Source organism: Paenibacillus dendritiformis (genome assembly GCF_021654795.1).
Lineage (GTDB): Bacteria > Bacillota > Bacilli > Paenibacillales > Paenibacillaceae > Paenibacillus_B.
Genome location: NZ_AP025344.1, coordinates 6,345,426 through 6,357,629, shown reverse-complemented (window position 1 = coordinate 6,357,629; position 12,204 = coordinate 6,345,426). Strand labels below are relative to the sequence as shown.

The 12,204-nt window shown below is 57.5% G+C and carries 10 protein-coding genes and 1 riboswitch; all 10 genes read right to left on the bottom strand.

Going from position 1 to position 12,204, the window contains the following annotated elements; all coding sequences use genetic code 11:
* Nucleotides 1-15: 15 nt before the first annotated feature.
* Nucleotides 16-59, bottom strand: a riboswitch (PreQ1 riboswitch).
* A gap of 244 nt (nt 60-303) precedes the next feature.
* The gene (locus tag L6439_RS28235; RefSeq protein ID WP_168182866.1) at nt 304-582 is read right to left on the bottom strand and encodes an RNA-binding S4 domain-containing protein; all 279 of its coding nucleotides are present in this window, start codon (nt 580-582) and stop codon (nt 304-306) included.
* Nucleotides 582-854: an HU family DNA-binding protein gene (locus tag L6439_RS28230; RefSeq protein WP_006679526.1), complete on the bottom strand. Its 273-nt coding sequence runs from the start codon at nt 852-854 to the stop codon at nt 582-584. The genes L6439_RS28235 and L6439_RS28230 overlap by 1 nt, the downstream gene beginning before the upstream one ends.
* A gap of 197 nt (nt 855-1,051) precedes the next feature.
* Nucleotides 1,052-2,557 (bottom strand): bifunctional methyltransferase/pyrophosphohydrolase YabN, encoded by a 1,506-nt coding sequence (gene yabN, locus L6439_RS28225; RefSeq protein ID WP_213471551.1) that lies wholly within the window; start codon nt 2,555-2,557, stop codon nt 1,052-1,054.
* 47 nt (nt 2,558-2,604) lie between these two features.
* Nucleotides 2,605-4,281 carry a polysaccharide biosynthesis protein gene (locus L6439_RS28220; protein ID WP_213471550.1) on the bottom strand — a complete coding sequence of 559 codons (1,677 nt, stop codon included), beginning with the start codon at nt 4,279-4,281 and terminating at the stop codon, nt 2,605-2,607.
* A 201-nt stretch (nt 4,282-4,482) separates the two neighbouring features.
* A complete protein-coding gene (spoVT, locus tag L6439_RS28215) occupies nt 4,483-5,025 on the bottom strand; it encodes a stage V sporulation protein T (RefSeq protein ID WP_006678215.1) in 543 nt (180 codons plus the stop codon).
* Nucleotides 5,026-5,390: 365 nt separating this feature from the next.
* Nucleotides 5,391-6,515 (bottom strand): peptidylprolyl isomerase, encoded by a 1,125-nt coding sequence (locus tag L6439_RS28210; RefSeq protein ID WP_213471549.1) that lies wholly within the window; start codon nt 6,513-6,515, stop codon nt 5,391-5,393.
* Nucleotides 6,502-10,032, bottom strand: a complete 3,531-nt coding sequence (gene mfd / locus L6439_RS28205) for a transcription-repair coupling factor (RefSeq protein ID WP_213471548.1) — start codon at nt 10,030-10,032, stop codon at nt 6,502-6,504. The genes L6439_RS28210 and mfd overlap by 14 nt, the downstream gene beginning before the upstream one ends.
* A gap of 119 nt (nt 10,033-10,151) precedes the next feature.
* Nucleotides 10,152-10,382 carry an anti-sigma-F factor Fin gene (locus L6439_RS28200; RefSeq protein ID WP_197259768.1) on the bottom strand — a complete coding sequence of 77 codons (231 nt, stop codon included), beginning with the start codon at nt 10,380-10,382 and terminating at the stop codon, nt 10,152-10,154.
* Between the two features lie 74 nt (nt 10,383-10,456).
* Complete coding sequence (gene pth / locus L6439_RS28195; RefSeq protein WP_197259769.1) at nt 10,457-11,017, bottom strand: aminoacyl-tRNA hydrolase; 561 nt, start codon at nt 11,015-11,017, stop codon at nt 10,457-10,459.
* Nucleotides 11,018-11,147: 130 nt separating this feature from the next.
* On the bottom strand, nt 11,148-12,101 hold the full coding sequence (locus tag L6439_RS28190; protein WP_213471547.1) for a ribose-phosphate diphosphokinase: 954 nt from the start codon (nt 12,099-12,101) through the stop codon (nt 11,148-11,150).
* Nucleotides 12,102-12,204 lie beyond the last annotated feature (103 nt).

The window sequence follows — 12,204 nt, the reverse complement described above, 5'->3', positions numbered from 1 at the left end:
CCCATGCGGATGCTGTCAGCCTTAGTTTTTTATAGAGGGAGATTGCGAACCTCTCCCGCCGGGCTACCGGCGGAATGTATTTGGTTATACGTCTATTATAGGAAACGGGAGGGTGAGATTCAAAGGCTTATTTTCCCTCTTGTCCCTCCTTCGGCCGCCTGTTCCGCTTACCCGGAAGGCCTCCTCCTGGACGTCAAGGCTCAGCCATAGATACGAAGCCAGCCGAGGACCGCCTTCATGCAAGCGCAAGAACGGCCCTCCCCCGTTGTCGGGAAAGGGCCGTTCTTGATGGATTCTTGGCGATTACCATTCCAGATCCTGCGATCGCGGAATAGGCTCTTCCTTCAGCAGCGTGTACATTCCCGCCGCTTCTTCCTTCTTCGTCGTCTCCTGAAGACGCTCGATTCGGACAGTGACGAGCTTCTGCCCGAACTGAACCGTAATCTCGTCTCCCACCTTGACGGTCGCGCTCGGCTTCGCTTCGCGGCCGTTCAACATGACGCGTCCCTGTTCGGACACATCTTTGGCTACGGTGCGCCGCTTAATGAGCCGCGAAACCTTCAGGAATTTGTCGAGACGCATTATTTTACAGCTTCTTTAAGCTTGTTGCCCGCTTTGAATGCCGGAACTGTCGATTCCGGAATTTCGATGGTGTTGCCCGTTTGCGGGTTGCGGCCCGTGCGGCCAGCGCGCTTGCGAGTCTCGAATGTGCCGAATCCAATCAGTTGCACTTTGTCTCCTTTGGACAATGCGTCGGTAACTTCGCCGAAGAAGCCGTTCAATACCGCTTCTACGTCTTTTTTGGTCAATCCGCTTTTCTCCGAGATGTTGTTGATCAAATCTGTTTTGTTCATGTTTATTGGCCTCCCAATCCTATTAGTCATTCAATAGAGTGTGTTGGCTCGCGGGCTGATGCCGGAGTCGCAAAATACAATCCATGTTGTATTCTCGCATGTATGTATTCTTGCTTTGCGAGTAAAATCCTCCCCGGTTACGGCACTTTTTCATATTTTGACGAAAAATAGGGTTATTAGGCCGCCGACCGCTCCGGTCAAGGCTTCAGCAGCTTCGCTTCCTGCCACCACTTCTCCATTTCTAGTAAATCAGTCTGGTCAAAAGATTTGCCGTTTATACGAAGCTGTTCCTCAATATATTGAAAACGGCGAATAAATTTGCGGTTCGTTCCCGTCAACGCTTCTTCCGGGTCGGCTCCCAGAAATCTTGCCGCATTTACTGCCGCGAACAGCACGTCTCCCAGCTCCTCTACGGCATGCGCACGGTGCTTCTCCCCGCCCTTCGCCGTCTCTGCCATTCTGATCGCCTCTCGCAATTCTTGCAATTCTTCGGCCAGTTTGTCAAGTACATCCTCGATCCGATCCCAGTCGAAGCCGACCTTGGCCGCTTTATGCTGCAGCTCGCGGGCCTTCATCAACGCCGGCAAATCGCGCGGCACCCCGTCCAATACGGACGTGCGTTCCGCGCCGCGTCCCTTGCGCCGCTTCTCCTCGGCCTTCATCTGCTCCCAATTGCGGAGCGCCGATTCCGAATCGGCGGCCGCCTTGTCCCCGAACACGTGAGGATGGCGGAAGATGAGCTTCTCGTTCAGGCCCCGAATGACATCATATGCCGAGAAGGTCCCTGTCTCTTCCTCCATTTGGGCATGCAGCATGATCTGGAGCAGGACGTCGCCCAGTTCCTCCTCCATGCCGACGGGATCGTCATCGTCGATCGTTTCCAGCACCTCGTAGGTCTCTTCGATGAAGTTTTTGCGAATCGACTGATGCGTCTGCTCCCGATCCCACGGACAGCCTTCGGGACTGCGCAGCGTCGCCACGATCTCGTGCAGCTTGTCGAACGTGCCGTTCAGCACCTCGTCCGCCTCCGAACGCGGCACGTAGATAAGCGACAGGTTGCCATAGCCCTCCAGCCGATCCAGCTCGTACAGCGGCACGCGGCGGATCTCCTCCTGCCCCTCGACGCCGAGCGCATGGGCCGCGATGACCTCGTAATCGTCCGGATATACTTCCATCAAGCCCAGCTTCACTTCGGAAGCCGTAAACGTATCATACACTTGTCCGATAACGGTGTGCAACCGGGGATTGAGCATGTATCGCTTCAGTCCGCTCGCGTCGAGCAGCTGGAAGCCTTCGATCGGGTCGAAGCCGAGCCGGATGAAGGCTTGATCCAGGAAGCTCTCGCCGCCCCGAATCTCGAGCCGGATGCCTTCGGCCGGGCATCGTTCGGCCAGCAGCTTCACGGTGGCCTCCGCCACCATCGGATGGCCCGGCACGGCGTAGACGACCGAACCGCCATCGTGCGCCGCCCCGATTAACGTCCGGGTAATCTCCTCGTACACCGCCGGGAAATCGTCCTTCGCTTCGTATACCTCGTCGAATGAACGGTACGCCGTCCCTTCTTCCTGCAGCAGCGACATTACCGGATGGCGCTCCGTACGCACATACAGCCGCTCCGCCCGGCGGAGCCGGTTCCATGCGTCCAGCGACAGCTGTCCGGCGTCGCCGGAGCCGAGCCCGACGACCGTGATTGTTCCTGACATGGGAATGCCTCCTTCGTGTCGAGGTTCTCCCCGGGGAGAACCGTCCGTTATCTGTTCCGCGGCGCGATCTTGGCCGCGATTCGGGCCACCGCCGGGCCGATGCGCGGCAGGGCGGCCAGCTCCTGCGGCCGCACGAGGCCGAGCCCCAGTCCCAGCCCGGCGAAAATAAGCGCGCCGAGCGGTACGCCGCCGGCCACCGCGAGCAGGGCGCCTGTGCGGCCGCCCAGGCCGAGCGCCGCCGGGGCAAGCGCGGCGAGGCGCGCCGCCGCGGCCATGACGGCGAGCGCCAGCGCCAGCCGCGCGGTGCGGGCGCCCCAGGCGGCGAAGCGCAGGCCGCTGGCGCGGCTCAGCGCGGCCGCATTCAGCGCCGCGGCGAGCGCGAGCGAGGCGGACGCGCTGATGGCGGCCCCGGCGATGCCATAGACCGGGACCAGCCACAGATTGAGCGCCGCCTTCACGCCGGCGGCGAACAGCAAAATCAGGGCAGGGGCGCGCACGGCCCCCATGCCCTGCAGCAGCGCGGCGGTCACGGCCTGCAGCACGCCGCTGACCGCCGTCGACGCGATCCACACGAAAGCCGTCATCCCGGCGGCATCCGTGTAGAGCGCCACATTGATCGGCTCGGCCAAGGCGATCAGCCCCGCCGCCGCGGCCCAGCCGATCAGCCAGGTCCAGCGCAGCGCCGACGCCAGCAGCTCCCGCAGTTGGGCGGCATCGCGGCGCGCGGCGGCGGCCACGGCCGGCACGAGGCCGACCGCGAGCGAGCTGGCGACCATCGTCACGAGCTGGACCAGCGGGAAGGCGCGGCTGTAGACGCCGAACTCCGCCAGCGCGCCGGCCTCGCCGAGCCCGTGCTGGGCCAGGAGGCGCGGCACCGTGAACACATCTACGACATTCACGGCAGGCATCACGATCGCGCCGAGGCAAATCGGCAGGGCCGTCCAGGCCAGCCGCCGCATCCAGGCGCCGGTTGTCGCCGAAGCTGGCGGGGCGGACAGGTCTCCCCTCGCCGAGCCGGGCAGCTCCGCATCCTTCGGACCAGGCAGCACCGCTACGGCCCGGGCTTCCCGAGCGGCGGAACGGCGCTCCTTCCACCGGAAGCAGGCCATCGCCGCCAAGCCGCACACGCCGCCCGCGAACGAGCCGAAGGTGGCGCCGGCCGCAATCGTCTCCTCCGGCGCTTCCCGGCTCACATAGTAGAGCAGAAGCGCGATCATGACCGCTACCCGGCCGGTTTGTTCCGCCACCTGCGAGACGGCCGTCGATTCCATCCGTCCGCGCCCCTGATCATAGCCCCGCAGGGCGGCGGCCAGCGGCATCACGAGCAGCGCGAAGGCCGAGCTGCGAATCGCCGGGACGGTATGGCGGTTGCCGATCCAGGAAGCGACCGTCTCGGCTCCCCAGGTCAAGACGAGGAAGCCGAGCAGGCCGGTGAAGCTCATCAGAAGGCAGGAGGCGTACAGCACGCGGGCCGAACCCTGCTTGTCCCCCGCCGCTTCGCATTCGGCGACGAGACGGGCCACGGCGACAGGGATGCCTGCCGAGGCGATGACCATCAGCAGCACATAGAAGGGATACACGGCGTTGTAAATGCCGAAGACACCGTCGCCCCCGATGTTCTGCAGCGGAATTTTCTGCAGCGTGCCGATGATCTTCGACAGCACTGCCGCCGCGCCCAGCATCAAGGCGCCGGATACGACATGCCTTCCTGTTGTACGCTCCATGCTCGTCTCCCGCCCATCCGAATCCAAAGGTTGCCGCTGCGTCAATGATTTCTTACGCGCGTTGTAATGTACACGTATTATATCATAGACCGCATCTGCGGACAGAGCGGGGCCTTCCGGAACAAAAAACTCCCGCTTCAGAAGGGGCGCACGCCTTGGGGCGGCCCTTCACGAGCAGGAGCGATGCACCGCCGGAGCGGATTATTGTTCCATTTGTTTTCCGAGGAAGCCGGCAGCCGTTTCCGCCATTTTCACTTCCATCTGACCCATCTTGACGCTGTCATCCCGATTCAACAGCACGACCGTTCCAATCGGATCCCCGCCCGATACAATCGGCGCAGCGACAAAAGAAGACAACGTCTCCTGATGATCCTTCACGATCTCATAATTGCCGGAATTCGTCTCCAGCACCGACTTGCGGTTGTCCATGCAGTTTTCCAGCAGCATGCCGATCTGCTTGTCCAAAAATTCCTTCTTCGAGCCTCCAGCCAGCGCGATGATGGTGTCGCGGTCGGAGATCATCGTGATGTGGCCTGTGCTTTCATACAGAGACTCCGCATATTCCTTGGCGAAATCGCCCAGTTCCCCGATAGGCGAATATTTTTTGAGGATGACTTCCCCGTCGCGATCAACGAAAATTTCAAGTGGATCACCTTCGCGAATACGCAGCGTGCGACGAATTTCTTTGGGAATGACCACGCGTCCGAGATCATCAATACGACGAACAATACCAGTAGCTTTCATTAAAGGTTGCCCCGCTTTCCAAGATTAGTTTTAAAGGTCAACTGGATTATTGTTTTTAGGAGAGATGCGGTATAGTTTCAAACTCTGACCATAGTATTCATCTGCTCCCACCTTCTTATACATTTCATGATACTCCGTTCATGCCCCGTTGACTGCAAAGCACTTCACATTTTTCGACATTTAACGACATATTTTCTCCACTTTTCTCAAAATTTTCACATTTATTTGTCGTTAACACTGGATAATTTTATCCTAAAACTCTGTTTTTGTCGAATCCTCGCTTGTACTAGGACTTTCTCCCTAGAGGGCCACAAAATAAAGAGGCCGTCCCCGACACCGGGGACAGCCGCAGCTGGTGAATCACTTTATTTCGTGCCTTCCGCCTTGTCCTCTTTCTTGTCTGTTGCCGCGTTGTTGTCCTGTGGCGTCTCGGTTTTGTTGTCGTCCTGCTTCGTATCCTTCTTGTCGCCTGTCGAGTCGGCCGGCTGCTCTTCCTTGGATGCGTCCGGCTGCTCCTGAGTTTGCGGCAGATCGATTTTCTTGATGATCTTCTCCAGGTCTTTCTCCATGAAGTCGTTCATCAATTCCGATGCGGCCCGGGTGCGCAGCGACGTCTTCTCGGTGTCGGTCAGCTTGTCGAAGGTCTTCTCTGCACGGGCTTCGACCCGCATGACATGGTAGCCGTAGTCGGTCTCGACCGGCTCGCTGATCTCGTTGATCGGCAGCGTCAGAGCCGCCTCCTTGAATTGAGGTACCCAATTCCCTACCGCCACATCCTTGTACAAGCCGCCGTTGGAAGCCGATCCGGTGTCATCCGAGTTTTCCTTGGCCACCTTCGCGAAGTCCTCGCCCTTCTTCAGACGGGCTTGGATATCTTTGGCCATCTTGAGCGCATCTTCTTTTTTGCGTTCTTTGCCATCCTTATCCTTGAAGCCGATCAGCACGTGGCGAACGGTCGCCACCGTCAAGTCCTTCTTGTTCTTCTCGAACTCGGCCTTCAGTTGCTCATCGGTGACTTTATCATTGTAATCTTGAACGACCGTCAAAATCCGGGTCATATACGCCGTCACGTCGGCCTCGGTCAGCTTTTGGGCATCCAGCATTTTCTTGAACTCGTCATCGCCCGCCTGCTTCTTCATCAAGTCCAGTTGTTCCTTGGCCTTCTCTTGACCTGTTTTCTTGGCCTTGTCGGACGCTTTGCCCTCCAGATACAGGTAAGCGATCTGCTGCTTCAAGAAATATTCCTTGAACTGATCCATGCCGACGATTTGCTCATATTCCGGATAGAACACGAGCATATTGGCCATTTCCTTTTTGAATTCGCTCTCGGTCACTTCTCCGCCTTCATAGGTAGCCACCACTTTGCTTCCATCCTCCGATGCCGCCGTTGTATCTTTCTTGCCGCATCCCGCCAGGACGGACAGCGTCAACACGGCAGACAGCGCGAGCAGCAGCCATTTTTTGGAGCGTGTGTGTTTATTTTGCAACATGTTGTAATTCTCCCTTCGCTTTGATCGCGTCTGTAGCTTCAAGCATGAACTGCTCCAATTGCATCAGCAGCTGCATTGCATCCAACCCGCGCGCATTGATTTTCACCGTGCCATGCGCTTCGCGATCGACGGCGATGCGCCGATCGATGCGGGCCGCAATCGTTGCCAGCTTCTTACGGTCAAGCCATGGTTCAGCCGAAGGGTGGACCTTCATGGTGACCGTATCCCCGCGCTGCACGATGGATTCCAATCCATACTGCTTCGCATGCAGCTTCAGCCGTGCGACGGCAAGCAGTTGCAAGACGGCAAGCGGCGGTTCACCAAAGCGATCGATGAGTTCATCGCGCAATTCTTCGACTTCCTCCAATGAGGCGAGACCGGCAACCTTTTTGTAGATCTCGATCTTCTGAATACTATCATAAATATAATTCGGCGGCAAATAGGCGTCGATGTTGAGATCGATGAGCGTCGACAGCTCCTGCTGGTCGCGAATGGCGACCCCGTCCAGTTCGGCTTTGCGCTTGTTGATCTCATCGGCGAGCATCTGCGAGTACAGATCGAAGCCGACCGAAGCGATGAAGCCATGCTGCTCCGCGCCCAGCAGATTGCCCGCGCCCCGAATCGACAGGTCGCGCATCGCGATCTTGAAGCCGGAGCCGAGCTCGGTGAATTCCTTGATCGCTTGCAGGCGCTTCTCCGCGACCTCGTTCAAGACTTTGTCGCGCTGGTAGGTGAAATACGCATAGGCGATCCGGTTCGAGCGCCCGACGCGCCCGCGAAGCTGATACAACTGGGACAAGCCCATCTTGTCCGCGTCATGCACGATGAGCGTATTGACGTTCGGGATGTCCACCCCGGTCTCGATAATGCTTGTGCTGACCAGCACGTCGTACTCCCCGTCGAGGAAGTCGAGAATCGTCTTCTCCAGTTCCGTCTCCGACATCTGGCCGTGGCTTACCGCCACCTTCGCTTCCGGCACCAGCATCTTGATATGATCCGCCATCTGATGGATGCCCTGCACCCGGTTGAACAGGAAATACACTTGGCCGTCCCGCGACAGCTCGCGTTCAATCGCTTCCCTCACCAGCGAATCGCTGTATTCCAGCACATACGTCTGAACCGGGAAGCGGTTCTCCGGCGGCGTCTCGATGACAGACAAGTCCCGCACGCCGAGCATCGACATATGAAGCGTGCGCGGAATCGGCGTCGCTGTCAGCGTCAGCACGTCCACATTCGTCTTCAGCTTCTTCAGCTTCTCCTTGTGCGTGACGCCGAAGCGCTGCTCTTCATCCACGATCAGCAATCCCAGTTCCTTGAACACGACATCCTGAGAGAGCAAGCGGTGCGTCCCGATGACCACATCGACGACCCCCGTCTTCAAGCCCTTGATCGTCTCATTCTGTTCTTTGCGCGACCGGAACCGGCTCATTACCTGAATATTGAAAGGATAGTCCGCGAAGCGCTCGCGGAATGTCTCGTAATGCTGCTGGGCCAGGATCGTCGTCGGCACGAGGACCGCCACCTGCTTGCCCTCAATAGCCGCCTTGAAGGCGGCGCGCACCGCGACCTCTGTCTTGCCGTAGCCGACATCGCCGCACAACAGCCGATCCATCGGCCGCGGCAGCTCCATGTCCTTCTTGATCTCCGCGATCGCGCGCAGTTGATCCCGCGTCTCCTCATATGGGAACAGGTCCTCGAATTCCTGCTGCTCCGGGGTATCTTTGTCGAAGGCATAGCCGGATGAGGCTTGTCTAGCTGCATACAGCTTAATCAGATCGTCGGCAATGTCCTTGACCGATGATCGGACTTTATTTTTGACCTTGGTCCATTCCGTTCCGCCCAGCTTGTATATTTTCGGCTCCTTCTCCTCCGAGCTGACATAGCGCTGAATGAGATGGAGCTGATCGACCGGCACGGACAGCTTGTCGCCGCCGGCATACATAATATGCAGATAGTCTTTATGGATGCCGTTGATCTCCAGGGTGCCGATGCCGATATATTTGCCGATGCCATGATTCTGATGGACGACGTAATCCCCGATTTTCAGCTCGGTGTAATTGCGGATGCGCTCCGCATTGTCCATCTTCATGCTTGCGTCGGCGCGCCGCGTCTTGCGCTGCTTCTGGGAGAACATCTCGCCCTCGGTGATCACGACGAGATGGATCGAAGGCAGCTCGAAGCCCGACTGCAGATTCCCGGTCATAATCGTCGGCTCCGGAATCTGGTAGTCCTGCAGCACCCGGCGCACCCGATCTACCCGCTCCGGTCCGTTGGCCAGAATGACGACATTCGCCCCGGCTTTTTTCCACCGTTCCATCTCGGCCTTGAGCACATTCATCTGCCCATGGAAGTTCTGCATCGTCCGGCACATGACATTGACGATGTTCTGAGGCTGGGTGTGCGGCACCTGGCGCAGGAACAGCGCCATGAACAGCGTCTGGAACGGACGCTTGCCCATAGCTGCGTCAGCGGATAGGCCCAGCTCCAGCGACGGCAGCGATTTGCCGTTCTGCAGCAGATGCGTGCTCCACTCCGCTTCATCGCGTTCCAACTGCTTGGCCGTCTCCATGACCCGGGCCGGCTCGTCTATCAGAAGCAGCGTATCCTGCGGCATGTAGTCATAGAGCGTATGCCGCTCCGGATAGAGCAGCGACACGTATTTATACATTTCACTAAAATAGGAAGCGCCCCGGAGCCGTTCGATATCGTGACCAATCTCCTGTTGGAGCTTCTCCTTCACCTGGCGATCGGTCATTCGGGCCAATTGCTCCTCCAGACGTGCGGAAGCCGCTTCGGCCGCCTGGGCGAAGCGTGTCTTGTCGGCAATCCATTCCTTTGCCGGCGGGATAGTCAACTGCTTCAGCTTCTCCACCGAACGTTGATCGGCCGCGTCGAAGGAACGGATCGAATCGATCTCGTCGTCGAACCACTCGATCCGGTACGGATAAGGCGATGTCAGCGGGTAAAGGTCGACGATGCCGCCCCGGACACTGAATTCTCCGGCGGCTTCCACCCGTTCGGTCCGCTCATAGCCGAGGAAGACCAGGGATTCCAGGAACGAATCTAGCTTCACCTCGTCGCCAACGGCGATCGTGAATTGAGAGGATGCCATCGTCTCCCGGGCAGGCAAAAACCGCCGCAGCCCCGCATACGGAGTTACGACGATCCCGCGGAATCCGCGGGCGATGCCGGTCAGTGCCTCAATCCGCTGTGCAATCACTTCCGGACTGGAGATGGCCGCTTCCGCAGCGACCAGCTCATTCGCCGGGTACAACAATATTTGGTCCGGAGACAAGCATTCTTGCAGATCCTCCGCCACCTTCTGCGCAGAGAACATATTGTGCGTCACGACCAGCAGGGGCCGCTCCAACTGATGATGCAGAGCAGCCATCATGACCTGCCGCGTCGAGCCGGCCAGGCCGGATACCAGTTGCTCCTTCATCCCGCTGCGAATGCCTTCGACGATGGAGTCGATATCCCGCTCTCCAGATAATGCTTTCATGAGTGCGTTTAACAAAGGACAGGCCTCTCTTTCTTACCCGCGTAATCATATTTTCAGGGTTATAGTATTCGGTCCATCCAAAATAAGCCTCGGCGGCAAGCCAAGGCTGACGTATCTCCGCATGCAACAAGCTGTCATTGCAAAGGCGATGACAGCAAGGACAATTCGGGGTGCATCTGGATCGCTTCTGTACAAAAATCGCAAGTCATTCGCACCGTTACGTCTCCATTGGTATGAACCTTAATATATTCATGGCGCTCCGCCTCAGTCAGAGTATGAAAGCCGAGTCTCGTCTCGTCGATCTCGCTCCCTTCGACGCGCCCGATTAACGTATGACAATGTTTGCAGACATAATTCACAGACATGTATATGCCTCCTATCGCGAGATTATACCGATTCAGTTACTCAGTATGTCCCGGATAGGGCCGGTTTAGCCGGGTTACCCGTTAAATTTGGCCATCGTCTGATCAAAAGAATGCGTCAGCGCAAATTCGACCGCATCGCAGGTTTTGTCAATGGCCTCCTCCAGCTTGTCGCGCTCGGCCTTGGCGAAGGGCGACAGGACGTAATCCACGATCTCGCGCCCTGGCTGCGGACGGGAGATGCCCATACGCACCCGGTTGAACGACTGGGTGCCCAAGTGCTGGATGAGCGACTTGATGCCGTTGTGGCCGCCGGAGCTTCCTTGATACCGCAGACGGACCTTGCCCAGCTCGGTATCCATATCATCGTACAATACGATCAGGTCTGCCGGATCGGCCTTGTAATAATCCATATAGGCTCGTACCGCTTCGCCCGATAGATTCATATAGGTCATCGGCTTCATCAGCACGATTTTCTCCGTGCCGACGCGCCCTTCGCCAATCAGGGCTTTGCATTTGCTGTCGCGCACCTGAATCTGATGGCGCTCCGCCAGCCTGTCAATCGCCATGAAGCCGATATTATGGCGCGTGGACGCGTACTGCGTGCCCGGGTTCCCGAGCCCTACAATCCATTTCAAGACGGCTCCTCCTTTATCAATGCCGATAAGGGTTACTTCTCTGACCAGCGGTCAAAGACGTAACCCTTACTATTCAGACTACTTGTGATTATTTCCCCAAGTAACGTTGCGACATACGCGAACGCTGTTCTTATTCAATCTCGAACAGCTTGCTGATGGACAATTCTTCATGAACGCGAATAATGGCTTCACCCATTAACGGAGCAACCGACAGCACTTGCAATTTGCTGGAAGGATTCTCATGCTTGATTGGAATCGTATCCGTTACAATCACTTCTTTGAACGGTGAATTCTCCAATCGTTCCATCGCTGGGCCGGACAGGACCGGGTGCGTGCAGCAAGCATACACTTCCTTGACGCCCGCCTTCACCAACGCGTTGGCTCCGAGCACGATCGTGCCCGCCGTATCGATGATGTCATCGATAATAATCGCGGTTTTGCCTTTGATATCGCCGATAATGTTCATGACTTCGCTCACGTTCGGCTCCGGACGGCGCTTATCGATAATCGCCAGCGGCGCATTCAAGAAGTCAGCCAGCTTGCGGGCGCGTACGACGCCGCCATGATCCGGCGATACGACCACAACATTTTCCAATTGCTTGGAGCGGAAGTATTGGGCCAGGATCGGGACTCCCAGCAAATGGTCCACCGGGATATCGAAAAATCCTTGAATCTGTGTTGCGTGCAAATCCATGGTAATGACGCGATGTGCGCCTGCCGTCTCAATCAGATTGGCTACCAGCTTCGCTGTGATCGGATCGCGGGAACGGGCCTTGCGATCTTGTCTCGCGTAGCCGTAGTAAGGAATGACGACGTTAATGCTCTTGGCGGACGCGCGCTTGAGTGCGTCGACCATGACAAGCAGCTCCATCAGACTGTCGTTCACCGGATCGCATGTCGACTGGACGACATAGACGTCGCAGCCGCGAACGCTCTCGGAGAGCTTGATCTGAATCTCGCCGTCGCTGAAGCTCGTCGTCACGGCATCTCCCATAGGAATGCCGATGTACTCGGCGATTTGATGCGCCAATTTTGGATTGGAGTTGCAAGTGAATATTTTCAACTTGGAATCACAATACGTCATGATTTTGAATAACCCTCCGTGCCGGTTCTTGTTCATTGAAGTTCTACATTTCCGTTAATGGCAATGCGCGTTCAAGTCTATCAACTTAATGCTACCCTTTACG